This is a genomic window from Streptococcus mobilis (assembly GCF_059727625.1).
In genome coordinates, this window is sequence record NZ_AP041823.1 from 837,972 (window position 1) to 864,144 (window position 26,173).

Here is a 26,173-nt window from a genome sequence, read left to right on the forward strand (position 1 = left end):
CATGTTAGTTAGAGTAAAAATCGACCAGGCACATACCCTGCGTGACCTAGAGGTGGAAACCTATCGGGATACCTTTGGTCCCTATATTGTTGAGAAAGATTTGGAAGATTACTTCTCCACCGTGCTCTCTTTGGAGCAAATCGAGAAGGATCTGCGAGATCCAGAATCTGAAACCTATTTTGTCCTCAATGAAGAACAAGAAATCTGTGGTTTTCTCAAGATCAACTGGGGCCAAGCACAGACCGAGCCAGTAGAGATGGACAAGTCCTTTGAGATCCAACGGATCTATGTCAAAAAGGAATGGCATGGGGCTGGTTTTGGCAAGGAAATGTTTATCTTTGCCCTGGATCAAGCCAAGAGTCGGGGCTTTGAGTGGGCCTGGCTAGGTGTCTGGGAACGCAACTTTAAGGCACAAGATTTTTACTACCGCTTTGGATTTGAACGATTTAGTGAACACCAGTATATCACCGGAGATACCGTGGATACAGACTGGTTGTTGAGAAAGAAATTGATCTAGAAGGAACAAGAAACTTCTATTCTAGAGAAGGGGAGGTTACTAGACCTTCCTAAGCCAGCCTCGAGCTGGAAAACACAAAATGAAAGGATCAAAACGAGGGTGGATGGAGATCTAGGAAAGATATATAGATTTCAGCTTAGCCCTTGGTATCTTACATATGTTAGTTAGTTATAAATGGTTAAAAGAATTGGTGGACATTGATGTGCCATCACAAGAGTTGGCTGAAAAAATGTCAACTACAGGGATCGAAGTAGAAGGTGTGGAATCGCCTGCTGATGGTCTCTCAAAAATTGTCGTCGGAGAAGTTTTGTCTTGTGAAGATGTGCCAGAGACACACCTTCATGTCTGCCAAGTTAATGTGGGGGAAGAAGAAGCCCGTCAAATCGTCTGTGGAGCACCAAATGTGCGTGCAGGCATCAAGGTTATGGTGGCTCTTCCAGGTGCTCGCATCGCAGATAACTACAAGATTAAAAAAGGGAAAATCCGTGGTTTGGAATCCCTTGGGATGATCTGTTCACTTGGTGAGTTGGGCATTTCTGATTCCGTTGTACCGAAAGAATTTGCAGATGGGATCCAAATCTTGCCAGAAGATGCTGTCCCAGGTGAGGAAGTCTTCTCTTATCTAGACTTGGATGATGAAATCATCGAGCTTTCTATCACTCCAAACCGTGCAGATGCCCTTTCGATGCGTGGGGTAGCACATGAAGTAGCAGCCATCTATGACAAGGCAGTGAGCTTCAAAGACTTTACCTTGACCGAAACAGACCAAGTTGCAGTGGATGCTCTTTCTGTCAGCATTGACACAGACAAGGCTCCTTATTATGCAGCTCGTATTTTGGACAATGTGACCATTGCACCAAGTCCACAATGGTTGCAAAACCTCCTCATGAATGAAGGTATCCGTCCCATCAATAATGTGGTCGACGTGACCAACTATATCCTGCTTTACTTTGGTCAGCCTATGCATGCCTTTGACTTGGATACCTTTGAAGGGACTGATATCCGTGTGCGTGAAGCGCGTGCTGGTGAAAAATTGGTGACCTTGGACGGGGAAGAGCGTGAGTTGGAAACAAGTGACCTCGTGATTACGGTTGCTGACAAACCAGTAGCCCTTGCCGGTGTCATGGGTGGAGAGGCTACAGAAATCTCTGAAAAGTCTACTCGTGTCGTCCTTGAAGCGGCTGTCTTCAATGGCAAATCGATCCGTAAGACAAGTGGTCGTCTCAACCTACGCTCTGAATCATCTTCTCGCTTTGAAAAAGGGATCAACGTGGCAACCGTTAATGAAGCCCTTGATGCAGCAGCGAGCATGATTGCTGAATTGGCTGGTGCGACCGTGCGTAAGGGCATCGTTTCAGCAGGCCAGTTGGATACTTCAGATGTGGAAGTTTCTTCCACTCTTGCAGATGTGAACCGTGTCCTTGGAACAGAGCTTTCCTACGCAGATGTCGAAGATGTCTTCCGTCGTCTTGGTTTTGGCCTTTCTGGAAATGCAGCAAGCTTCACAGTCAGCGTTCCTCGTCGCCGTTGGGACATCACGATTGAAGCGGACCTCTTTGAAGAAATCGCTCGGATTTATGGCTATGACAAATTACCAGCAACCCTTCCAAAAGATGATGGGACAGCCGGTGAATTGACTGCGACTCAAAAACTCCGTCGTCAAGTTCGGACTATTGCTGAAGGAGCAGGCTTAACTGAAATCATTACTTATGCTTTAACAACTCCTGAAAAAGCCGTTGAATTTGCGACTTCGCCAAGCAATTTAACAGAGCTCATGTGGCCAATGACTGTGGATCGTTCAGTCCTTCGTCAAAATATGATCTCAGGAATCTTGGATACTGTAGCTTATAATGTCGCTCGTAAGAACAAAGATTTGGCTCTCTATGAGATCGGAAAAGTCTTTGAACAGACAGGCAATCCAAAAGAAGACTTGCCAAACGAAATCAATAGCTTTGCCTTTGCTTTGACAGGTTTAGTTGCTGAAAAAGATTTCCAAACAGCAGCTGTTCCAGTTGACTTCTTCTATGCTAAGGGAATCTTGGAAGCCCTCTTTGCTCGCTTGGGTCTTGAAGTGACTTATACAGCAACCTCTGAAATCGCTAGCCTTCACCCAGGACGTACAGCCTTGCTCTCACTTGGTGACCAGGTGATTGGGGTCTTGGGGCAAGTGCATCCTGTAACAGCTAAGTCTTATGATATCCCAGAAACCTATGTGGCAGAATTGAACTTATCTGCTATTGAGGCAGCCCTTCAACCAGCCGCAGCCTTTGTGGAAATTACTAAATTCCCAGCAGTCAGCCGTGATATCGCCCTTCTCCTCAAAGCAGAAGTGACTCACCAAGAGGTGGTTGATGCCATTCAAGCTGCTGGCGTGAAACGTTTAACAGACATCAAACTCTTTGACGTCTTCTCAGGTGAAAAACTAGGACTTGGCATGAAGTCTATGGCCTACAGTTTGACCTTCCAAAATCCAGAAGATAGTTTGACAGACGAAGAAGTCGCACGCTACATGGAAAAAATCCAAGCTTCACTTGAAGAAAAAGTCAATGCAGAAGTGCGTTAAAATGTGTATAGAAAAAACCGTTGATGACTCATCAACGGTTTTTAAAATTCATTTTACAAGATGGTTTCCATGACCGTTTCTTGAGGTTTCATGCCCTGTCTTTGATAGAAGCGAAGGGCTCCTTCATTGTCATTCCAGACATTAAGAGTCAGGTTGTAGCAGCCGATTTCCTTGGCATAGCTGACAGCGAATTGATAAAGTTGATCACCGATCTTTTGCCCACGCGTTGCTTGATCGACACACAAATCCTCGATAAAGAGGGTTTTAATGGGATGAAGCACAGGATTGTCAGAGACTTCTTTAATGGTGACGAAGAGATGTCCCAGGATCTGGCCACCTTCATTTTCATAGACGAAAATCGGTGTCTGCTCTTGCGTCATTAACTTTTCCAATTCTTCTTCACTATATTTGCCGCCACTTCCTTTGAAAATATCGGGACGAGCTTGGTGGTGAACGGAAAGAATCTGTTCTAAGAGACCAATCAAAGCAGGAATATCTTTTGGTTGCGCTAAACGAATCGTCATGTAGGTTCTCCTTAGTCGTATTTTCTATATTATAAAAATTTTTTACAGAGCTTGTCAATGGAAAAAGGATCGTTAAAAGGTGCGCAAATGCGGGCTTTTTATTTCTTATCTCAAAATATCCATGTCAACCATCCTTCTATTTTTGACAAATATTTTTATTTTTTTGACAAACATGCTTGTCAAAAAGAGAAAAAAGTGTTACAATGATTTTAGTTGAAAGAAGGAGAGGTTTTCTTATGGGAGCCATATGGATTCTATTTATCCCTTTTCTGGTTATCATTTATGCAAGCTCAGAAAAGAAGATAAAAAGGTTGAACAAACGTATCAAAAGATTAGAAAAACAAGTGAAAGGAAATCAAGACATGTCTAGACTTTTAGAAGAATTGAAAGGCCAAACGGTCACTGTCACAGTAAATGGTTTTGGAACCAAATATGAAATTATGGATATCGATGAAGATTGGGTCAAATTGAGTCGTGAGACCAATAAACAACAAAAAGAAACCAAATTAGTCCGTATCGAAGATATTCAAGATATTCAACTATAAGGGGGCGAAAGCCATGATCTTAAAAAATCGATTGAAAGAGCTGAGGGCGCGTGATGGACTCAACCAATCCGAGCTAGCCAAGCTAGCAGGGGTCTCGCGCCAGTCCATCAGTCTCTTGGAACGTGGTGAGTATACACCTTCTGTCATTATCGCCATGACCATTGCCCAGATCTTCAATGAACCAGTGGAGAATGTCTTTAGTCTAGTAGAGGGAGAAGAATAATATGAAAAAGCAACAACAAGAACGATCCGCTCGTTACCGGTTTTGGAGAAATGTCGGAATCATTACAGTTTCCGGCTTGATTGGAGGAGTCATTGGTTTTTTGACAGGCATGTTCGGATCCGAAAAACCCCTTGAAATCCAATCCTTCTTTAGTAAAGAAGTACTCCTTTTGGGTTCAATACTTTTGTTTCTTATCTTGTTTATGGTCACGATAGCCTTACTAATAAGCGCGAGAAAAGTCCATCAAAAAATGCTTCAGATAGAAGACGAAGACGAAGCCTATCACTATGACATTCAAAATAAAAAACTGTATGGGTTAGCGACCATTTTTAAAGGTACCATGATCTTGCCATACTTTTTAGTCATCATCTTTTATAGTCAATTGGTGTATATGGATAGACCTTCCACAGGGCACTTGGCTTTTATCTTTGGAACTTTTACCATGCTCTATCTCTTTCTCGTTTTGATTGCTTTATTTTTCTTATCGGATACCTTCTTTCGCAAGACCTTCCATTTGCTTTATGGAAAACCGATTCCTCGCAATGCCAATGCCAAGGAAGTGCGGGAATTTTTGATGAGTATGATGGATGAAGCTGAAAAACAGATTAGCTACGAGGAAAATTTTGAAGTGGTGGTTAAGTTAAGCAATTATATCTTGCCGAGCCTTCTCATTGCTCTCTTAATCATTGGAATTGCCTTCAATACGGATATCCTCTTAGCTTTGTTCGTTGTATCCATCATCTATATTTATATCCTTATTTCACAATACAAAATTACCAAACGTTATTATAAAGAGTAAAGGAGTCATTCATGTTAGAAATTAGACATTTAGAAAAAAGCTTTGGCAATAAGCAGGTCCTCTTTGGAGTGGATCTAACAGCTCAACAAGGGCATATCCTTGGTTTGGTTGGGAAAAATGGGGCCGGAAAAACCACCATTTTCCACAGCATCCTGCGTTTTTTGGACTATAGCGGTGAGATCCGCCTAGATGGCAAAGCGATTACGCAAGAAACTTACAAAGAAATTGGTTATTTGCCGGAAGAGCGCAGTCTCATGCCAAAACTCACGATTTTTGAGCAGGTCCGCTATTTGGCTGCCTTAAAAGGAATGAGCACTGCCGAGGTCAAGGAAAAATTACCGACCTGGATGGAAAAACTCCAAGTAAAAGGGAAATTGACTGATAAAATCAAGAGCCTCTCAAAAGGGAACCAACAGAAGGTTCAACTGATCATCACCTTGATCCATGAGCCTAAATTGATCATTTTAGATGAACCCTTTAGCGGATTGGATCCGGTCAACACAGAAGTGCTCAAGCAGGTCATCTTTGAAGAAAAAGAGCGTGGAGCCACCATTATCTTTTCTGACCACGTCATGACCAACGTCGAAGAGTTGTGTGATGATATCCTAATGATCCGTGATGGTTCGGTGGTCCTTTCAGGGCCTGTCCAAGAGGTCCGGAATAGCTATGGTAAGACTCGCCTCTTTGTCTCTAACGACTTTAGCAAAGAAGAGCTAGAAGCTCTGCCACACGTGACCAAGGTCAGCATGACCAAGCAAGGGACTTGGAAGCTGATCTTGGATGATGCGTCAGCTGGACCAGAATTATTTGACCGCTTGACCAAGGGCCACTACCTTGCGACCTTTGACCACCAAGCCCCAACTATTGATGAGATCTTTAAACTTGAATCAGGAGTAGAAGTATGAAACAGATGTTTGTCGTAATGAAAGAAACCTATATCAGACAAGTGAAATCATGGAGTTTCCTCTTCATGGTCTTTGGCCCCTTCCTCTTTTTGGGATTGAGCATTGGAATCGGTTATCTGACAGGTTCTTCTACAGATGCCAAAAACCAAGTGGCCTTGGTGACAGAAGTGCCAGCTGTCAAAGAAAGCCTCAAAGGAACCGATGGCTTGACCTTGGACTACAAGGATGAAGCTGCAGCTAAAAAAGCCATCAAGGACGAGAAAGCAGCTGCTTACCTAATGGTCGATGAAAAAGATGGCCAGCTAGAAGCGACTTATGTTGGCGATCAAGCCATGAAAACAGATTTAAAATCGCTTGTCGCTGCGAAATTAAGCCAAGTCCAACAAGGGATCAATATGGCCCGTGCTAATCTAAGCAAAGAGCAACTGACAGCCTTGTCTCAACAGGTTTCTCTCAAAGAAAAAATTGACGAGAAAAAAGAAGGCTTGAAAATGGTGCAAACCATGGTTGCAGGTGGTCTGGGAATGCTGCTTTATATGATTTTGATCTTCTACTCTAGTATCACAGCCCAAGAAGTGGCCAGTGAAAAGGGAACTAAGATCATGGAAGTGGTCTTCTCTAGTATCAAAGCAACCGACTATTTCTTCGCACGCATGCTCGGACTCTTCGGAGTGATCTTTACCCATATTTTTGTCTATGTTGTTGGTCTAGTAGCGGTTTGGATCTTTAGAGCAGATATCCCAGTTGTCAAGGATTTTCTCGCTCCAAACTCTCCTATAACCCAACACCTAGCAGAAGCGATCTCGCTTAATACCGTCTTCTTCATTATCCTTGGGATCTTTATGTATGTGGTGCTCTCTGCCTTCTTAGGCTCTACAGTTGCACGACCAGAAGATTCAGGAAAAGCGATTTCACCACTGATGATGTTAGTTATCTTTAGCTTCCTTGGGGTAACCACCTTGGGAAGTGCCGGTGACGTCTTCTTATTGAAGATCGGTTCCTACATTCCTTTCTTCTCAACCTTCTTCATGCCTTTCCGTACCATTAATGGCTATGCGTCTGGTCTTGAATCTTGGGGTTCATTGGGAATTGCGGTTCTCTTTACCATCGTGGGAACAGTTCTCATTGCCCGTATCTATGCGAGCCTGATCCTTCAGACCGATGACCTCGGACCATGGAAGACCATCAAACGTGCTCTTAGCTATCGCTAATCAAACAAGTCCTCAGAAACAGCTGAGGGCTTTTTGATTGCAAATTGACTTTTGCAAGCCTTTTCACTACAATAGAACTACAGAAAAGGAGGCGGACATGAACTATATTGAGTTTGCTGAAAATGAGCGTCTGTCCACGATTGTCCTTGGGATGATGCGGATCAGTCAGATGAGTGAAGAAGAGGTGGAGGCCTTGGTGGAGGCAGCCTTGTCGATTGGGATCAACACCTTTGATCTAGCAGATATTTATGGCGATGGCCAGTGTGAGGTACTGCTGGGTAAGGTTCTCAAGCGTCGTCCGGATCTTCGGGACCAGATGTGGATCCAGTCCAAGTGTGGGATTCGCAAAGACGGCTTTACCTATTTTGATTTTTCCAAGGACTATATTTTGGGCTCTGTCGATGGCATTCTCGAGCGTCTGCAGATCGAGCGCTTAGATAGTCTTCTCCTTCATCGACCGGATGCCCTCATGGAGCCTGAAGAGGTGGCGGAAGCTTTTGATCACTTGGAGCAAGCGGGCAAGGTTCGTCATTTTGGGGTGTCCAATCAAAATCCCATGATGATGGAATTGCTCAAAACGGCTGTCAAACAACCTCTCAAGGTCAACCAGTTGCAGTTGAGTGCCGCCTTTACACCGAGCTTTGAAGCTGGTTTTCATGTCAACATGGAAGGCCCTAAAGCAGCCGTGCGAGATGGTAGTGTCTTTGAGTATTGTCGCTTAACTGATACGGTGATTCAGGCCTGGTCTGTCCTCCAGCATGGTTATTTCAAGGGGAATTTTGTCGGCAAGGAAGAGTTTGCGGCCCTCAATCACGTCCTTACTGACTTGGCGAAAAAATATCAGGTCACACCGACAGCTATCGCCCTTGCCTGGGTCCTCCGCTATCCAGGAAAGATGCAGGCTGTCATCGGAACGACCAAACCCCAGCATGTCCTTGAAGCAGGAAAAGCAGCAGAAGTTACCCTAACGCGCAAGGAATGGTACCAAATCTACCTGGCGGCGGGAAATGATTTGCCTTAGAATCTTGATAGTAAACCAGATTTCACTATTATCGGTGGTCTGGTATTTTGTTTTGTAGTTTTCAGTTTTTTCTTGACAAGTCTTTCTTTTTTATGGTAATCTTTATGCAACAAGTGTTGCGCAACGTACGTTGCTTGAAAGGAGTCTTATGCCACCCAAGGTTAAATTTAGTAAAGAGGCTATCATTGGGACAGCTTTACAATTGGTGAGAGAAGAGGGCATGGCTAGCTTGACAGCTCGAGCATTAGCGGAGAAACTAGGAGCCACACCGAGAGTCATTTTTGGGCAATTTGCTAATATGGCTGAGTTACAGACAGAGGTTATTGCTGCGGCGGAGATGGTCGTGGTGGAGTATATTCGTAAGGCCTTAGAAGATGAGAAGCCTTTCCGATCTGTCGGGGTTGCTTATATCCTTTTCGCCTCAAATGAGCCCCAACTTTTTCAATTGCTTTTCCAAAATCCTAGCAAAGAGCCGATTCGTCGCTTTCAAGATTTTCTTCCCATGAAGGATCATAGTTACCAATTGGTTCTGGCTTCGATTGTCGCAGACTATCCTTTGACTGTAGAGGAGGCTGGTCGCTTGTACCAGCATCTCTTTATCTACTCGCACGGGATGGCCTCTATGGTTGCTTCTGGTATTTACCAGTTCAGCATGGAAGAAGTGATTGGATTACTGACAGAGGTTTGTCAATCTCTCATCAAAGAAATGGTAGGAAAGAAATGATTCAACTAGAAAATGTGCACAAAAGTTACGGCCAAACCAAGGTTTTAAAGGGAATTGATTTGCAGATTCAAGACCAGGATGATGTGGTTATCCTTGGTCCTTCTGGATCGGGCAAGTCAACTCTCTTAAATGTGTTATCAGGCTTAGAAAAGGTAGACGAGGGGCATATCCTCATTCAAGGACAAGATTTATCACAACTCACGGATGCTCAATTGACAGCCTTTAGACGTGAGAAGATTGCCTTTATTTTCCAGCAGTATTATCTATTGCCGAATCTAACGGTCAGACAAAATGTAAAGATGGGAGCTGACCTGGCAGACAATCATGATTTTTTGCAGATCATCGAGGATTTGGGACTTGGCGATAAGCTAGATAAGTATCCGAGTGAATTGTCGGGTGGGGAACAGCAGAGAGTCTCTATTGCCCGGGCCTTGGCCAAAAAGCCTGAGATTCTTTTCTTAGATGAGCCGACGGGAGCCCTCGATGAAGAAACAGGGCGCAAGATTCTGGACTATATCTGGAAACTGAAGGAAAAGCTGGGCTTTACCCTCATCATGGTGACGCACAACCAAAATATTGCGGATATGGCCAGAACCATCATTCGAGTTAATAGTGGCAAGATTACCGAAGTTGTGACCAATGATCAGCCTCAGACTGCTTATGAGATTGGATGGTAAGCCATGTTTTCAGTAAAAGATATTCGTAAATTAGTTGTCGTCAGTATCATTGGGGTTTGTGCGGTCTTTGTGGCCAATCTCTTCTTGAATTTTTACCTGGATATCGAGCAGTTGGAGATTTCGAAAACCAATCCCATGATGCAGACCTACTATGATGCCCAGGTTTCGCTTTCCTGGATGGTGGCCATGGTCAGTGGGGTTGTCTTGTCCTTGACGTCGGTCCTTCTCATGTGTTTTTATATCAAACAATTTGTTGATGACCACAAGGAACAATTAGGGATTTTAAAGGCTTTGGGATACAGCAATGGCCAGTTAGCTAAACGGTTTTGGGCCTTCGGGCTCAGTTTTGGAGCTGGAGCGCTTCTTGGCTATTTCGCTTCATTTCTCATGATGGGACATTTTTACGACTTCCGTAATGAGAAGGGGATTTTGCCAGAAATTACCATTCACTTTCATTGGCAGCTCTTGCTTGCCTTGGTGATCCTGCCAACGACCTTCTTTATGCTTCTCGCGATTGGTTATGCTAGAAGACAACTACAAACGCCAGCGCTTCGCTTATTGAAAAAATCTCCAACACCAATCAAGGTCCAAAGGAGAAAGAGGGCTCCTAAGAAAGAGAAAGACTTCTTAAAAGAGCTAGCTTCGTCACTGATTTGGGGAAGAAAATCTATCTTGTTTTTTGTAGTCTTTGGCTCCATGTGTTTTGCGGCCATGGTTCAATTGTCCTTTGGCCTCAGGGATTACACAGATGATATCATCCAAACCATGATGATCATGATTGGTTTGATCCTTTCTTTCTCGATTCTCTTTTTGTCATTGGGAATTGTTGTCTCTGAAAGTCGGGAAACCTTGGCTCTTATGAAGGCTTTTGGCTACACTGATCGGGAATGCCAAAATCATATTCTCGCTCCCTATCGTTTCTGGGCTTATTTAGGATTTGTTCTTGGGACAGCTTATCAATATGGCATCATGGAAATTTTGATCGGTGTGATCAAAGATACGGTTCCTGAAAAGATTGAGCATCACTTTGATGGGAATGTGTGCTTTTGGACTTTAATAGGTTTTGTGGTGGTTTATGAAAGCCTCTTTTATCTATCCAACAGAAAACTCCAAAAACAAACGATTAAAGAAGTGCTCTTAGCTGAATAAATAGAAGAGTCTGGGACAAAAGTCCGAGCCTCTCAATTGTCTTTGGATTGTAGAGCAAGACGCAGTGGTTGAGTGGGCTCTACTACGCTGATTTCATCAGCTTTTACAGCCCTACTCAACTGTGCGGAGGTGGGACGACGAAATCGAATTCTAACGAATTACCGATTTCTGTCCCACTCTCTTTCTTTTGAAACGCATTGACAAGAGAAGGCTTTTCCGCTATTCTAAGGGAATGAAAGAAAGGAAAGGGATTGAGATGAAACGGACTTACTGGCAAGACTTAAAGGGGGCCTTTTATTTGATCTGGCGCAACAAATGGTCCTTTATCGCGATTGGAATTTTGCTACAATTTGTCGTTGGTATTGGGGCTGCGGCCTTGACTTGGCTCTTTCATCTGGCAGTCTTGCTTGCGGGTCAGGCTAATATCGATAAGAACAACCTTGTCTCTGTTATGAGCCATCCCTTGAGCTTGCTGGCTCTTTTGGTCTTTATCATGGTCTTTGCTTTCTTGTTTATGCTGGAGATGCGGACCCTGATTTCGGTCATTTACCTATCGCGAACCGACCGACACTTGTCCTTTAAAAAAGTCTTGCGGCAATCATTTGGTCGTTTGAAGGATTTGTCGGGGAGAAACCTGCTTTACTTTCTGCTCTATCTTCTTTTGACCTTGCCTGTCGCAGGTGTCTTGATTGGATCGACCTTGACAGATGGGCTTTATATTCCAAGCTTTATCACAGGGGAGTTTGAAAAGACTACGATGGGCTCCATCGGACTCTTTGTGGTGCAGCTTACCTTTATCTATCTCAATCTTCGCCTCATCTATACGGTCCCCAACCTCGTGGTGGAGGAATTGCCATTTGGTCGTGCTTTGAAAAAAAGCTGGAGCATGACCAAAAGAGGAGGCTTTCGACTCTTATGGAGAATTCTGTCCTTTGAGTTTCTCTTAACCTTTCTAGGGATTTTATTGATCTTGGGTTTGGTCTTTACCTTGACCGTGATCGATAAAGAGGGCCAGTATTTCTGGGTGGAGACCATCTTCTTGGTCTTGATTCGGACCTTCCTATTTATTTTTACAGTCTTGACAAAGGTGGGGTCGCTCGGCATTATCTTGGATTCTGCATGGGAAGTACCGAGCCGATCGGTCATGCGCTCGAAAGGCAGTCGAAAGATGAAGGGGCTCTTTGCCCTGACAGTGGTCTTTCTCATGGTCCAATCGGGTATATCAGCCTATGAACTGGCAACCCTAAAGGTGAATGACCAGATCAAGCTCATCGCCCATCGTGGCGATGTCTCTAAAGGGGTAGAAAATTCTCTGGAAGCCTTAGAAGCAGCTGCCAAGGAAAAGGCAGCTTATGCAGAGATGGACATTCTTCTCACTAAGGACCATCAATTTGTCGTCATGCATGACTACAATCTCAAGCGCCTTGCTGGGGTGGACAAGGATGTGAAAGACATGACCCTAGCTGAGGTGCAAGGCCTCAAGATTCAACAGGATGGTCACACGAGTCATATCCCTTCATTTGAGGAATATGTCAAACGGGCCAAAGAATTGAAGATGAAGCTCTTGGTCGAGCTTAAGTCTCATGGTGGAGAGCCTGCTAATTATGTGGATCTTTTCGTGCAGAAGATGCGGGATTTAGGGGTTGAGAAGGACTATCCGGCTATGTCTTTGGATCTGTCGGTTATGGAAAAGGTCGAGAAGAAAGCCCCTGAGATCAAGACCGGCTACGTCATTCCTATTCAATTCGGTCGCTTTGAAAAGGTCTCAGTTGACTTTTTTGCCATTGAAGACTTTTCTTATCAAAAGAATTTGGTAACCCAGGCCCATGAGATGAAAAAAGAGCTCTATGTCTGGACCATCAATGACAAGCAAAAGTTGACGAAGTATTTGCAACAACCCATTGATGGCTTAATTACGGATGAATTGACAGAGGCACAAAGACTGAAAAAGGATTTGAAAGAAAACAAGTCCTACTTTGATCGCTTCTTGAATCTAGTCGCTACGTCTAAGGAAGAATAAGACAGGATACGCATAGAGAGAGTGGGACAGAAATCGGTAATTCGTTAGAATTCGATTTCGTCGTCCCACCTCCGCACAGTTGAGTAGGGCTGTAAAAGCTGATAAAATCAGCGTAGTAGAGCCCACTCAGCCACTGCGTCTTGCTCGACAATCCAAAAACAATTGAGAGGCTAGGACTTTTGTCCCAGCCTCTTTTGTACTAGATCAACAGAAAAACGGATGCTGTCTAAAAATCTTGCATTTTTTTGCAATTTAGGTTACAATGAAGACTATAAAAAACGCGTAATCCCTAGGGTCTTTCCCTCAGGGAATTTTGTGTGTTTTGACCTGTTTTCGATGGAAAGAAGCTTGCTTCTACCGCAGGAAAAAGTATGAATAACATTGGAGGTAATAATGATTCGATCCTTAATTTCCGAGATCAAAGAATTCAAGAAGCCCTCGATTTTGGCTTCCTTGTTCATGGTCTTTGAAGTCATGTTTGAGATTTCGATTCCCTTTGTCATGGCGAGTCTTTTGGACCAAGGTGTTCAACAAAGAAACATGAATAATATTTTGTTTTACGGTGGGCTCATGCTGGTCTGTGCCTTTCTCTCCCTCTTTTGTGGGATGCAGTCTGCCCGTTATGGCGCCTATGCATCGGCTGGTTTTGCCAAAAACCTTCGTCGGGCCATTTTCAAAAAGGTTCAAACCTTCTCATTTGAGAATATTGATCAGTTCTCATCAGGTGGGTTAGTCACTCGGATGATGACGGATGTGACCAATGTGCAAAATGCCTATCAAATGGTCATTCGGATCTGTGTTCGGGCACCGCTCAATTTGATCTTTGCCATTGTAGCTTGTTTCATGATCAATGCGGAAATGGCCATGATCTTTGTCTATGTGACCATCTTTTTGGCAGCTGTCTTAAGCATCATCATGAAGATTGTGTATCCGCTCTTCACAGAAGTATTTGAAGCTTATGACAATCTCAACAACAGCATTCAGGAAAACATCACCAATATGCGAGTGGTGAAGTCCTACGTTAAGGAAGCAGATGAAACCGTTAAATTCAAGAAGGCTTCGCGTTTGATTTATAACATGTTTATGAAGGCTATCCGTGTCGTTGTCTTGAGTAGCCCGGCTATGATGCTTTCCATGTATGCTTCTTTCCTTTTGATTTCTTGGATCGGGGCTCATCTGATTGTTGGTGGTCAACTCTCCACTGGGAATTTGACCTCTATGTTTAGCTACACCATGACCATTCTCATGTCGCTCATGATGTTTATGATGATCTTTGTCATGTTGTCGATTTCTATGGCCTCTGTTGAGCGGATCAATGAAGTCTTAACGACCAAAACGACGATTGACTCTCCAGAAAATGGGATCAAAAATGTCGCTGATGGATCCATCAACTTTGAGGATGTGACCTTTGCTTATACTGATGAAAATGGCGATAAGACCCATGTTTTACAAGGGATTAATCTTTCCATTCGTTCAGGGGAAGTGATTGGGATCTTGGGAGGAACAGGATCAGGGAAATCAAGCTTGGTTCAGTTGATTCCTCGTCTTTATGATGTCGAGTCTGGTCGGGTGACAGTAGCAGGCCACGATGTCAAAGAATACGATCTTGATTCCCTTCGTAAGCAAGTGGCCATGGTTCTTCAGACCAATGTCCTTTTCTCTGGTACGATTAAAGAAAATATGCGCTGGGGAAATAAGGATGCGACAGATGAAGAGATCATCGCAGCTTGTAAGATTGCCCAAGCCGATGAATTTATTCAAGATTTCAAAGAGGGTTATGACACCATGATTGAGCGTGGGGGATCCAATGTCTCCGGTGGCCAACGCCAGCGTCTCTGTATCGCGCGTGCCCTTCTCATGAATCCGAAGATTTTGATCTTGGATGATTCGACTTCGGCAGTCGATACCAAGACAGATAGTTTGATCCGTCAAGGATTGGCAACCAGCTTGAAAGAGACTACCAAAATCATCATTGGTCAACGGATTTCCTCTATTCAAGATGCAGATCGCATTATCGTGATGAATGATGGTCAGATTGATGCCATCGGTCGTCACGAGGAATTGCTTGCGACCAATGCCATCTACCAAGAAGTATATGAAATGCAAACACAAGGGAAAGGAGAAGCAGATGAAAACTAAGAAAAAAGCAAATCTAGGCTCTATCCTTCGCCTGCTCGACTTCCTTTGGAAAAACTACAAGGTGTCCTTGATTGTTTCCTTTATCTTAATCATTCTATCGTCTCTCGCGACGGTCAATGTAACAGCTTCGATTCAGTCCTTGGTCGACGTCTATGTGGAGCCCATGCTGACAAGCAACAGCCATGATTTCGGACCGCTCTTGTCCTTCTTGACACGGGTTGGTTTAATCTGTTTGATCGGGGTACTTGCCAACTATGGCTTTACCTTGATTATGGCGACTGTTTCACAAGACTCACTTAGAAGTCTTCGAAATCAGTTGTTTGCCCGCATGCAAAAACTGCCAGTTCGTTACTTTGATACCCACCAACACGGGGACATCATGTCTATCTATACCAATGATATTGATGCTCTTCGCCAAGCGATTGAACAATCCATTCCTCAACTCTTATCCTCATCGATTACCATCCTTGGGGTAACGATTACCATGCTGACGGTTAGTCCACTCTTGTTCTTGATTGTTCTTTTCATGGTTATCGTCATGGTCTTTATCATCAAGGATGTTTCTGGTAAATCAGGTCGTTACTTTGGCGCCCAACAAAAGAACTTGGGGATTGAGAACGGCTTTATTGAAGAAATGATGTCTGGTCAAAAAGTGGTCAAGGCCTTTGTGCATGAAAGAGAAAGCATTGAAGATTTTGATCGGATCAATGACCAACTCTTTGAGTCTTCTTACCAGGCCAACCGCTATGCCAATGTCCTCATGCCAATTCTTGGGAACTTGGGAAATGTTTCCTTTGTTCTGACAGCCTTGATCGGTGGGCTCTTTGCGCTAAACGGCGTCGGTGGTTTAACCATTGGTGGTCTCATGGCCTTCTTACAATTGAACCGTTCCTTCACAGGTCCGATTGCCCAGGTCTCTCAACAATTGAACTTTGTCCTTATGGCCTTGGCTGGTGGAGATCGTGTCTTTGATCTCTTGGATGAAGAAGAAGAAGTCGACCAAGGAAAAGTGACGTTGGTCAATTATGAACTGGTCGATGGAGAAATGGTCGAAACCGATCAGAAAACCAACAAATGGGCTTGGAAACACCCACGTCCAAATGGGGATTACCAGCTTGTCAAGATGGTCGGAAATGTGGTCTTTGATGATGTTGATTTCTCTTATGATGGGAAGAAACAAATCCTTCATGGTATCAACTTGTACGCGGATAAGGGGCAAAAAGTGGCCTTTGTCGGAGCGACTGGTGCAGGAAAGACAACCATTACCAACTTGATCAACCGCTTCTATGACATCCAGTCAGGAATGATCACTTATGATGGAATCGATATTAAATTGATCGAGAAAGATTCTCTGCGTCGTTCCCTCGGAATCGTTCTTCAAGATACCCACTTATTCACTGGTACGATTGCAGAAAACATTGCTTATGGCCGTGCTGATGCAACACGGGAAGAAATCCTTGAAGCAGCTCGGATTGCCAATGTGGATTCCTTTGTCAAGCACTTGGATCAGGGGTATGAGACAGTCTTGACGGATGATGGGGCTGGCCTTTCAAACGGTCAACGACAATTGATCGCCATTGCACGTGCGGCCCTTGCCAATGCGCCAGTTTTGATTCTGGATGAAGCGACGTCTTCGATCGACTCGCGGACAGAGAAGATGGTGCAAGAAGGGATGGACCGCCTGATGGAAGGTCGGACAGTCTTTGTCATTGCCCACCGTCTATCGACGATTGTCAATTCCGATGTCATCATGGTGATGGACCACGGACGCATTATCGAACGAGGCAACCATGCTTCCTTGATGGCAGAACGTGGCACCTATTACCGCCTCTACACCGGTGGACTTGAAATTGATTAAAGAAATAGTGGGAAAATAAGAAAAAAGCCCTTTTAAATAAGGATTTTGAACTGCACCCCAAAAGTTAGATTTTTTCTGTCTAACTTTTGGGGTGCAGTTCAATTGTTGTCAGTGCTATTTTCTTTTATTGCATATTGTGTAGATTTCGTAATATCCTCAATCTAGCCATTTCTCGCTTTTTATGGACTTTGTATTACCATTTTGGTATAATTGTATTGGTTTTAAACGAAAGCCTCAGAAACGCTTTGCAGAGCTTTCTGAGGTGTTTTTGCATATTCATAAGCTAACTAGTATTACCTATTTTGCATGCTTTGTTTTTGTATAACCATTTTGGTTATAAGTCAATAGAAAAACGAAAGGAATTTTAAAATGTTAAAAGACAATATAAAAAAAGCCCGACTAGATGCAGGACTTACTCAATTAGAAGTTGCTGAAAAATTGGGTGTAGCTCAAGCACAATATGCTAGGTGGGAAAACGGAGGGAGAAATCCGAAAGATGAAACAGTAGAAAAATTAGCTGAAATCTTTGGTACGTCTTTTGAGATTTTAAAAGGACGCGATGACGGGCTAGAAGAAATTGTTAGTTTATTGAAAAAGTATGAACTAACTGAAGAAGACAAACAAGAAATTATTACTTTTTTAGAAAATTTTCTTGCTAACAAGAAAAATTAATATAGTGCGAGGAACTTACAGTAATTACAAGATTGTAATATTTTTCTGTTATAGCTTTATGTGACAGGGATAAATATGGTATAATAAGACAAATTTGAAGGTGTAGAGGAAAAAATAAGATGTTTGTGAGAAGATTTGAACCTAAAGATGCAGAAAAAGTGTCGGAATTAGTTGTAACAACTTTAAGAACTACTAATATCAAAGATTATTCATTAGAGTATATAGAAAATGATGTAAAGAATTTGCAACCACAAAATATTTTAGAAAGAGCTAACTGGATGCATTTTTATGTGGTATGTGATGCTGAAAAGATTGTTGGGTGTGGTGCGATAGGACCATATTGGGATAAAGAAGATGAAAGTAGTCTTTTCACTATTTTTGTACTACCGGATTATCAAGGAAAAGGTGTGGGGCGACTGATTATTGAAACACTTGAGAAAGATGAATTTTTCCTTCGGGCAAAAAGAGTAGAAATTCCAGCTTCTATAACTGCAACTCCTTTTTATTTGAAGATGGGATATAATTATAAGAATGGGATTACTCTTCCGGACGAAGAAGGGTTATTGAGATTGGAAAAATATAGATAAATTGAGGCTTTCTTGATAACAACGGAAAGACAGCTTCCAGTTTGTCGAACGGAATATAAAGTATTAAAGACGATAGAAATAAAAAAGTCTATTGGTATCTTTTTGGTAGCTAAACAGACAAAATATCTTGTTTTTTGCAAATAATACTTAGAAAGAATGTTGATTTATCAGCATTCTTTTTTATTTCAAATGTATTCTCGGAATTAGAAAAAGGGAGTGGGAAAGAACTCTGTAAAATTTAATAAGGTTGAAAAGGTTCCCCAAACCTTTTCAATTTTCCCACCCCTGCATAGCTCCAACAGTCTGGGAGACTGTTGGAGGTTGAAGATAAAGGAAACTAGGTTTCCCTCATTAGGTTATCTTTGGAGCCTAAAAAGCGAACAAAGATGCCAAGCAACCACTGCGTCATATTGTTATTTCTATCAAGCATCAAAGGCTGGACAGTGTTTGTCCAGCCTCTTTTTTGGCTTATTTCTCAAGCAATTCTTGGATCAAGTCTTCCATAGCAGCTGGTTCTGTTTTGGAGGAGAAGCGTTGGGCGACTTGGCCTTGTCGGTCGATGACAAATTTTGCGAAGTTCCATTCGATGCGTTTGCCCAGTGGCCCGGCTACTTGGCTTTTAAGCCAGTCATAGAGAGGAAGGGCTTCTTTACCATTGACCTTGGCTTTAGCGAATCGTGGGAAGTTGGTCTGGTAGTTGAGGCTGCAGAAGCTATTGATTTCTTCTGCAGTTCCTGGTGCCTGCCCCATAAATTGGTTACAAGGGATGTCTAGGATTTCCAGCCCCTTTTCTTGGTAGCGATGGTAGAGATCTTGCAGTCCTTGGTATTGCGGGGTCAATCCACAGCCTGTTGCTGTATTGACCACGATGAGGACCTTGCCTTGGTAGTGGGAAAGGGGAATCTCCTCTCCTTGTTGGTTTTCTAAAGAAAAATCATAAATGCTGGTCATAGGTGGTATCCTTTCTGTCTCTTCAGCTTTTATTGTAGCACAAATCTCCTAATATTGGGCCTAGAGGAGCATGACTTCTTGCTTTAGTCCCTCCTGTGAAAATGATATAATAAGAAGATAACAAGCTCTCAAGAAAATGCCAAAAGGAGAACGGATCGGATGAAATTACTCTATACGGATGTTCGGACCCCCTTGACCCAGGTCCTGACACAAGAAGCCGTAGGGTTAGTAGAAGATGGCAAGCGTGTATTTTACATTGCGCCCAACTCTCTTTCCTTTGAAAAAGAAGCCAAGGTCTTGTCCTATTTAGAAGGTCAGGCTTCTTTTGCCATTACCGTCACGCGCTTTGCCCAAATGGCTCGTTATTTCATCCTGAACCAGGTCTTTGAGGAGCAACCCTTGGATGATATCGGTCTCGGCATGCTATTTTTTAAAGCTCTTTCCCAGATGAAGGAACAGGATCTCAAAGTTTACGGGGCCCTGCGTAAGGATCCTCAGTTTATCCAGCAACTAGTCCAGCTCTATCATGAATTGCAGACGGCCCAGATGGATTTTACCGATTTGGAGTTGCTCGAGGAAGCTGAAAAAAGAGAGGACCTCTTGGCGATTTTTGAAGCGGTCTCTGAGATGCTGGTCAAGCATCAGTATGAATCCCAGTCCAAGATTCCCTTTTTCCTCAATCAGGTTGAAGAAGGGCACTTGGAAGAGCAATTACAGAATGTGGCGATCGTCGTCGATGGCTTCACGCGTTTTTCTGCAGAAGAAGAGGCCTTGATTAGTCTCCTTCACCGAAAAGGAGTGGAGATTGTCATCGGGGTCTATGCCAGTGAAAAAGCTTATCGGGCAACCTTTAGAGAGGGAAATCTTTACCAAGCCAGTGTTGACTTTCTCCTTCAGCTGGCAAAGACTTTTCAAGTTCAGCCACAGTATTGTGGGCAAGCGATCGAAGACTCCTTTAGTCGTATTACCCGCATGCTAGAAGCGCGCTACGATTTTTCACAAGTGGAAAATGAGCTGGAGGACCAAGATCGAACAGCTGTCCAACTTTGGCAAACCAACACGCAAAAAGAAGAGTTGGAATTTGTCGCCAAATCCATCCGTCAGCGTCTTCATGATGGGGCCCGCTATCGGGATATTCGGGTCTTGTTAGGCGATGTAGAAGCTTATCAACTGCAGCTCAAGACCATTTTTGACCAGTATCAGATCCCCTTTTACTTGGGACGAAGTGAAGCCATGGTCCACCATCCCTTGATTCAGGTCATTGAATCGCTAGGGCGGATCAAGCAGTTCAATTACCAGACAGAAGACGTCATCAATCTGTTGAAAACGAGTCTGTATAGTGATCTGACGCAAGAAGAAGTCGATGCTTTTGAGCAGTACCTTCGCTTTGCGGAAGTAAAGGGTGCTACAAAATTTCACAAGCCTTTTACTAGCAATCGTCAGGGTAAGTTTAATCTGGAAGAGCTCAATACTCTCCGGCAACGCGTCGTAGAACCTCTAGCCCCTTTCTTTTCACAGCGCAAACAAAAGGTGACCCAACTCTTAACCGCCTTTACAGAGTTTCTGCAAGAGGCCCAGCTTTCTCAGAATCTACAAGCTTTGATAAAGGATCTAGCCTTGGAGGAGCAGGAGCGCTATGACCAGGTCTGGAAGGCCTTTCTCCATGTTTTAGAGGAGTTGAACCTGGTCTTTGAGGACCAAGAGCTGACCGTAGATGACTTTTTGGCCCTCCTCTTATCGGGGATGCAATTGTCTCAATACCGGACGATTCCTGCTACTGTCGATGTGGTGACGGTTCAGTCCTATGACTTGATTGAACCCTTGACAGCGCCTTATGTCTACGCGATCGGGCTGACCCAGGAGCGTTTTCCAAAGATTGCTCAGAACACCTCTTTGCTCAGTGAAGAAGAGCGCCAGCAGCTCAATGAGGCCACCCAAGAAGGAGCAGAGCTCCAGGTGGTGACCAGCGAAAATCTCAAGAAAAATCGCTTTGTGGCGGTTTCTCTCCTCAATGCTGCCACCAACCAACTGGTCCTATCGGCCCCTAGTTTGGTCAATGAAATGGAAGATAGTGTCTCTCCTTACCTTGTCGAATTGGCCAAGGAGCCCATTGCCATCGAGTGGACGACCAAACAAGCCCAAGCTTCGAGTGATGACATTGGGACCTACCGAGCCCTCTTGGCGCGCGTGATCGAACTCCATCAAGAGGAGATCACTAGTGAGCTGTCTCCTGAAGAAGCCAGCTTTTGGGGTGTGGCGGTACGGGTCTTGCGCAAGAAATTAGCCGCTGAAGGCATCCAGATTCCTCAGATTTCAACGGAATTAAAGAGCCGTCAGCTTCAGTCGGATACGCTTCAAGCGCTCTATCCAGAAGGAAAAGCCTTGACCTTATCCGCTTCGGCCTTGAATGAATACTACAAGCACCAGTACGCCTTTTATCTGCGCTATGTCTTGGGCTTACAAGAGGATGAAACCATCCGGCCAGACGCCCGCAGTCATGGGAATTTCTTGCACCGGATTTTTGAAAGAGTCTTAAAAGATAGCTCCGACCAAGCGTTTGATCAGCGTTTAAACGAGGCGATTCGAGAAACCAGCCAGGAAGCAGAGTTCCAGCAATTGTATGGAGAAAACGGAGAGACCGAGTTTATTCGCAACTTGCTTCTTGATACCGCGAAAACAACGGGGCGGGTCCTCGCCCAGCAAAATGGGATCGAGACCATCGGTGAGGAGACCCTCTTTGGTGGAAGCACCCACACCTCTTATCCATTGTCCGATGGCCGTCTCTTACAGCTACGAGGCAAGGTGGACCGCATTGATCAATTGAGGGATCGGGGAGCCCTCGGAGTCGTGGACTACAAGTCCAGTCTGACGCAGTTCCACTATGACAAGTTCTTTAATGGACTAAATTCTCAATTGCCGACCTATCTTTCTGCGATTCAGGATTTGAAGGAATACCAAGAGGAGCAAGGGATTTTTGGAGCCATGTATTTGGAAATGGGAGATCCCATAGTGGATCTGAAAAAGACAAAGACGGTCGATGATGCCATCAACCAAACCATGAAAAGTCAACAGTACAAGGGGCTCTTTATGGCAGATCAGGCCCCTTATCTAGGCGAGGCTTATGATAAGAACAAGGCCATGATGCTGAGTAAGGAAGAGCTGGATTTACTTCTCTTGTACAACGCTTATCTCTATAAAACAGCAGCAGAAGGGATCCTCAAGGGGAAATTTGCCATCAATCCCTATAGTGAAAATGGTCGCAATATCGCACCATTTGTGGAGGAGTTTAAATCCATCACAGGATTTGAAGCGGATCGTCACCTCGGTCAGGCACGGTTCTTGACCAAACTAGACCAAAAAGGAATACGCGGTGAAAAGGTGAAAGCCGCTTGGATCGAGAAGATGAAGGAGGTCTTGAACAAATGATCAAACAAGCATTTTTGACAAGAGAAGAAATCAAGGCCCTTCAGGACCAAGAGGCAGGCTCTACTAAAGAGCAAAAGCGGACGCCAGAACAGATCGATGCCATCTATAGTTCGGGGACCAATATCTTGGTGTCGGCCTCTGCTGGATCAGGAAAGACCTTTGTCATGGTGCAGCGGATACTGGATCAGATGCAGCGTGGCATTTCGATTAAGGAACTCTTTATCTCGACCTTTACGGTCAAGGCAGCAGGGGAGCTCAAGGAGCGTTTGGAAAGTGAACTTGGGAAAGCCCTGCAAGCGAGCGATGATCCTGAACTCAAGCAACACCTGGCCCGTCAAATCGCAGATGTCCCCACCAGCGATATCGGAACCATGGACTCTTTTACCCAAAAGGTCCTAACGCGCTATGGCTATTTGCTTGGGTTGGCGCCTCAGTTTCGCATTTTACAAAACGCCAGTGAGCAACGCCTCTTACAAAATGAAGTATTTCAAGCTGTTTTTGACCGCTATTACCAGGGGGAAAACCAAGAAGCCTTTGTGCAGATGGTCAAGAATTTCACGGGGCAACGCAAAAATTTGACCTTGTTTAAAGAACAGGTCTACCAGATCTATGACTTTCTTCAGTCGACCAGTGATCCGGAGAAATGGCTGGAAGAGCATTTCCTAAAAGGCTATGAAGAGACCGATTTTGACCAGGTGGAAGCTACTCTGATGGAGAGCATCCAGCAGGCCCTTTATGAGGCAGAGAGCTTTTTTGCCTTTCATTTGTCCAATGAAGGCCAAGCATTTGGCAAGGCAAAGTATTTGGAAGCTGTAGAAGAGGTGCTCGATCAGATTGGAAGCCTGACAGGTCGCACCAATAAAGAGCAAGTGACCTCTGTCCTAAAGGCAGTCGTTGCGATTAGTCGGGCTTCAAATGGGGGAGCCTTGACCAATAGAGCCCGTAAGGAAGAGCTAAAAGACCTAGTTACGGCTTATAACCAGGATAAAACCATACATATCAATCGCCTCAGAGACTTGGAAAATCAGCTCTATCAGCTGGAATTTCAACAAACCTTCCACCAAGAAGAAGGCCCCATGCTCTCCTTGCTCCGGGACTTTATCAGAGACTTTGCTCGCGCTTATCTGGAGCGAAAAATCCAAGAAAAAGCTTATGAATTTGGGGATATCAGTCATTTTGCGATTCAAATTTTAGAGCAATTCCCAGAGGTGAGACAAGCCTTTCAAGAGCGCTATCATGAGGTCATGGTCGATGAGTACCAGGATACCAACCACACCCAAGAGCGGATGTTGGACTTGCTGTCAAATGGCCACAATCGCTTCATGGTGGGGGATATCAAGCAATCGATTTACCGCTTCCGTCAGGCAGATCCACAGATTTTCAATGATAAATTTAAGGCTTACCAGGAAGAAGGGGCGAAAGGGAGGTTGATCCTCCTCAAGGAAAATTTCCGTAGTCATGTGGAGGTATTGGACGCAACCAATGATGTCTTTCGCCATTTGATGGATGAAGAGGTGGGCGAGATTGACTACAATCAAACCCATTATCTGGTTGCAGGAAGTGACAAGCAGCGGATGGCTTTGCCGCAACATCGGGCAGAATTTTTGCTCTATGATGGCTCCCAAGATCAGGAAGAAAAGACCGAAGACGAGGAAGCTTCCCTTGGAGTCGAGTCGATTTCCAAGGGAGAAATTCTCCTAGTCATCAAAGAGATTTTACGCCTCCATCGGGTGGAAAAAGTGCCTTTTAAAGAGATCACGCTCTTAACGGCGACTCGAACGCGAAATGATGCGATTCTAGAAGCCTTTGACCAATACCATATTCCAATTGTGGCAGATAGCGGACAGGCGCATTATCTTGAGTCACTGGAAGTGATGGTCATGTTGGATACCTTGCGGACCATTAACAATCCCTTGCATGATTATCCCTTGGTTGCTCTCATGAAATCCCCCATGTTTGACTTTGATGAAGATGAATTGGCACGGATTTCCTTGCAGACGCTTCCAGAACAAAAACAAGTGGCCTTCTACCACAAGGTCCAGTTAGCCCTTGAGAAAACTGCAGAGCAGGCGCGGTTGATCGATGCCAAGCTTTCAGCTAAAATCAAGAACTTCCTCAAAGTTTTATCTACTTGGCGGGCTGCTGCTAAGACCTCTTCGCTCTATGATTTGCTTTGGAAAATTTATGAGGATCGCTATTACTATGACTATGTTGGCGCCCTTCCAAATGGGGCCCAGCGCCAGGCCAATCTCTATGCCTTGACGCTTCGGGCCAATGATTACGAAAAAGCCAGCTTTAAGGGTTTGTCGCGCTTCATTGCCATGATCGACAAGGTGATCGAAAATGAACACGATTTGGCCAGCGTCCCTCTTGCAGCACCCAAAGATGCCGTCCAGCTCATGACCGTCCATAAGAGTAAGGGGCTGGAATTCAAGTATGTCTTTATTCTCAATATGGACAAGGCCTTTAACCGTAAGGATCAATCGGGGCCGATTATCCTCAGTCGTCAAAAAGGGATTGGTTTTAAATATATTGCGAACCTGCCGGTTGAGACAGAGAATCCTGCTGCTCCAGAATCCATTCGCCTGCAGATCGAAACGCCTTGCTACCAACGCAATGTGGAAGAAACAAAATTGGCCACGATTTCTGAGCAGATGCGTCTTCTTTATGTCGCTATGACACGGGCTGAGCTCAAGCTCTATCTGGTTGGAAAAGGCCGGGAGGACAAACTGCGTGATGCCGATTGGGGGACCAGTCGCAATGGCAAGCTAGATCCAGAGAAGCGAAAAGAATGGACCTCTTATCAGGACTGGCTCTTTGCCATTCAAGATGTGTTTGCCAAGAATACCCTGGCCTATGACACGCGTTTTGTGACAGACGAAGACCTGACACCAGACCAGTTGGAACCACTAGAGAAGGAGAAGGATTCCCGCTTGGATCAGCTCAAGGATGTCCGTCAGTCAGAGGATATTCGTCGGGCCTTGGATATCTTGGAAAATGTTGATCGGCTCAATCAGCTCTATGCTCCGGCTATTCATTTGCCAAGTGTCCGTACCCCTAGTCAGATCAAGAAATTCTACGAGCCAGTCATGGATGCCAATGGCGTCCAGATCATGGATGCAAAGACTGTGACACCTGACTTTGAGCTTCCAACTTTTGGTCAAGAAAAAGCCGTGACAGGAGCCCAGGTCGGTAGTGCTGTCCATGAACTCATGCAGCGCGTGCCTCTTGAAGAAGAAATCACGCTAGATACGCTGCATCAAGCCTTGGAGCAAGTTCAAGCAGAGCCAACGGTCAAAGCCCGCATCAAGCTAGAGGCCATCCTTGCTTTCTATGAGACCCCTTTGGGAACCTTGCTTCAAAAAGAGGCCTCTCGAGTCCGGCGTGAAGCTCCCTTTGCCATGCTGAAGAAAGATCCAGCTAGTGGAGAGAACTTTGTCGTGCGGGGGATCTTGGATGGTTACTTGGTGCTAGAAGACCGGATCCTGCTCTTTGATTACAAGACGGATCACTACAAGGTTCCTAGCCAGTTGGTTGAACGCTACCGGGATCAGCTCGATCTCTACGCAGAAGCTCTTCGTCGTTCTTACGGCAAAGAGCAAGTTGAAAAATACCTGGTGCTTCTAGGTGGTCCCCATCTAGAAGTGGTGAAAGTGGAGTAA

General features: G+C 44.4%; 20 protein-coding genes. 18 read left to right on the top strand and 2 right to left on the bottom strand.

Annotation, left to right across the window (positions count from 1 at the left end):
* Position 1: 1 nt before the first annotated feature.
* Positions 2 to 517: a GNAT family N-acetyltransferase gene (locus tag AC6IZR_RS03975; RefSeq protein WP_497848839.1), complete on the top strand. Its 516-nt coding sequence runs from the start codon at positions 2 to 4 to the stop codon at positions 515 to 517.
* 157 nt (positions 518 to 674) lie between these two features.
* Positions 675 to 3,080, top strand: coding sequence for a phenylalanine--tRNA ligase subunit beta (gene pheT / locus AC6IZR_RS03980; RefSeq protein ID WP_497848840.1), 2,406 nt, complete (start codon positions 675 to 677; stop codon positions 3,078 to 3,080).
* Positions 3,081 to 3,133: 53 nt separating this feature from the next.
* Here pheT and AC6IZR_RS03985 read toward each other — a convergent pair whose 3' ends face one another.
* Complete coding sequence (locus AC6IZR_RS03985) at positions 3,134 to 3,604, bottom strand: GNAT family N-acetyltransferase (protein ID WP_497848841.1); 471 nt, start codon at positions 3,602 to 3,604, stop codon at positions 3,134 to 3,136.
* A 236-nt stretch (positions 3,605 to 3,840) separates the two neighbouring features.
* Here AC6IZR_RS03985 and AC6IZR_RS03990 point away from each other — a divergent pair, with 236 nt between their 5' ends.
* From AC6IZR_RS03990 to AC6IZR_RS04055, 14 genes are all read left to right on the top strand, one after another.
* Entirely contained in the window at positions 3,841 to 4,149 is a 309-nt protein-coding gene (locus AC6IZR_RS03990; RefSeq protein ID WP_070661953.1) for a hypothetical protein, read from the top strand.
* A gap of 13 nt (positions 4,150 to 4,162) precedes the next feature.
* Positions 4,163 to 4,372 carry a helix-turn-helix transcriptional regulator gene (locus tag AC6IZR_RS03995; RefSeq protein WP_024056334.1) on the top strand — a complete coding sequence of 70 codons (210 nt, stop codon included), beginning with the start codon at positions 4,163 to 4,165 and terminating at the stop codon, positions 4,370 to 4,372.
* 1 nt (position 4,373) lies between these two features.
* On the top strand, positions 4,374 to 5,171 hold the full coding sequence (locus AC6IZR_RS04000; protein WP_497848842.1) for a DUF3169 family protein: 798 nt from the start codon (positions 4,374 to 4,376) through the stop codon (positions 5,169 to 5,171).
* Between the two features lie 11 nt (positions 5,172 to 5,182).
* The gene (locus AC6IZR_RS04005; protein ID WP_003007952.1) at positions 5,183 to 6,076 is read left to right on the top strand and encodes an ABC transporter ATP-binding protein; all 894 of its coding nucleotides are present in this window, start codon (positions 5,183 to 5,185) and stop codon (positions 6,074 to 6,076) included.
* Positions 6,073 to 7,287 (top strand): ABC transporter permease, encoded by a 1,215-nt coding sequence (locus tag AC6IZR_RS04010; protein WP_497848843.1) that lies wholly within the window; start codon positions 6,073 to 6,075, stop codon positions 7,285 to 7,287. The genes AC6IZR_RS04005 and AC6IZR_RS04010 overlap by 4 nt, the downstream gene beginning before the upstream one ends.
* A gap of 97 nt (positions 7,288 to 7,384) precedes the next feature.
* Positions 7,385 to 8,308, top strand: a complete 924-nt coding sequence (locus AC6IZR_RS04015; protein ID WP_070661959.1) for an aldo/keto reductase — start codon at positions 7,385 to 7,387, stop codon at positions 8,306 to 8,308.
* Between the two features lie 148 nt (positions 8,309 to 8,456).
* The gene (locus AC6IZR_RS04020; protein WP_070661960.1) at positions 8,457 to 9,032 is read left to right on the top strand and encodes a TetR/AcrR family transcriptional regulator; all 576 of its coding nucleotides are present in this window, start codon (positions 8,457 to 8,459) and stop codon (positions 9,030 to 9,032) included.
* Positions 9,029 to 9,709 carry an ABC transporter ATP-binding protein gene (locus tag AC6IZR_RS04025; protein WP_003007931.1) on the top strand — a complete coding sequence of 227 codons (681 nt, stop codon included), beginning with the start codon at positions 9,029 to 9,031 and terminating at the stop codon, positions 9,707 to 9,709. The genes AC6IZR_RS04020 and AC6IZR_RS04025 overlap by 4 nt, the downstream gene beginning before the upstream one ends.
* A gap of 3 nt (positions 9,710 to 9,712) precedes the next feature.
* Entirely contained in the window at positions 9,713 to 10,858 is a 1,146-nt protein-coding gene (locus tag AC6IZR_RS04030; protein WP_070661963.1) for an FtsX-like permease family protein, read from the top strand.
* Between the two features lie 232 nt (positions 10,859 to 11,090).
* Positions 11,091 to 12,878 (top strand): glycerophosphoryl diester phosphodiesterase membrane domain-containing protein, encoded by a 1,788-nt coding sequence (locus tag AC6IZR_RS04035; RefSeq protein ID WP_497848844.1) that lies wholly within the window; start codon positions 11,091 to 11,093, stop codon positions 12,876 to 12,878.
* Between the two features lie 393 nt (positions 12,879 to 13,271).
* Positions 13,272 to 15,017: an ABC transporter ATP-binding protein gene (locus tag AC6IZR_RS04040; protein WP_497848845.1), complete on the top strand. Its 1,746-nt coding sequence runs from the start codon at positions 13,272 to 13,274 to the stop codon at positions 15,015 to 15,017.
* Entirely contained in the window at positions 15,007 to 16,875 is a 1,869-nt protein-coding gene (locus tag AC6IZR_RS04045; protein ID WP_270299585.1) for an ABC transporter ATP-binding protein, read from the top strand. The genes AC6IZR_RS04040 and AC6IZR_RS04045 overlap by 11 nt, the downstream gene beginning before the upstream one ends.
* Before the next feature lie 369 nt (positions 16,876 to 17,244).
* Positions 17,245 to 17,547, top strand: a complete 303-nt coding sequence (locus AC6IZR_RS04050; protein ID WP_295592321.1) for a helix-turn-helix transcriptional regulator — start codon at positions 17,245 to 17,247, stop codon at positions 17,545 to 17,547.
* 119 nt (positions 17,548 to 17,666) lie between these two features.
* Positions 17,667 to 18,134, top strand: a complete 468-nt coding sequence (locus AC6IZR_RS04055; protein WP_048788724.1) for a GNAT family N-acetyltransferase — start codon at positions 17,667 to 17,669, stop codon at positions 18,132 to 18,134.
* 468 nt (positions 18,135 to 18,602) lie between these two features.
* On the opposite strand, the gene AC6IZR_RS04060 is transcribed toward AC6IZR_RS04055, so the two are convergent.
* Positions 18,603 to 19,085 (bottom strand): glutathione peroxidase, encoded by a 483-nt coding sequence (locus AC6IZR_RS04060; RefSeq protein ID WP_497848846.1) that lies wholly within the window; start codon positions 19,083 to 19,085, stop codon positions 18,603 to 18,605.
* Positions 19,086 to 19,244: 159 nt separating this feature from the next.
* Here AC6IZR_RS04060 and rexB point away from each other — a divergent pair, with 159 nt between their 5' ends.
* Entirely contained in the window at positions 19,245 to 22,511 is a 3,267-nt protein-coding gene (gene rexB / locus AC6IZR_RS04065) for an ATP-dependent nuclease subunit B (protein WP_497848847.1), read from the top strand.
* Positions 22,508 to 26,173 carry a helicase-exonuclease AddAB subunit AddA gene (gene addA, locus AC6IZR_RS04070; RefSeq protein ID WP_497848938.1) on the top strand — a complete coding sequence of 1,222 codons (3,666 nt, stop codon included), beginning with the start codon at positions 22,508 to 22,510 and terminating at the stop codon, positions 26,171 to 26,173. Before rexB ends, addA begins: the two co-directional genes overlap by 4 nt.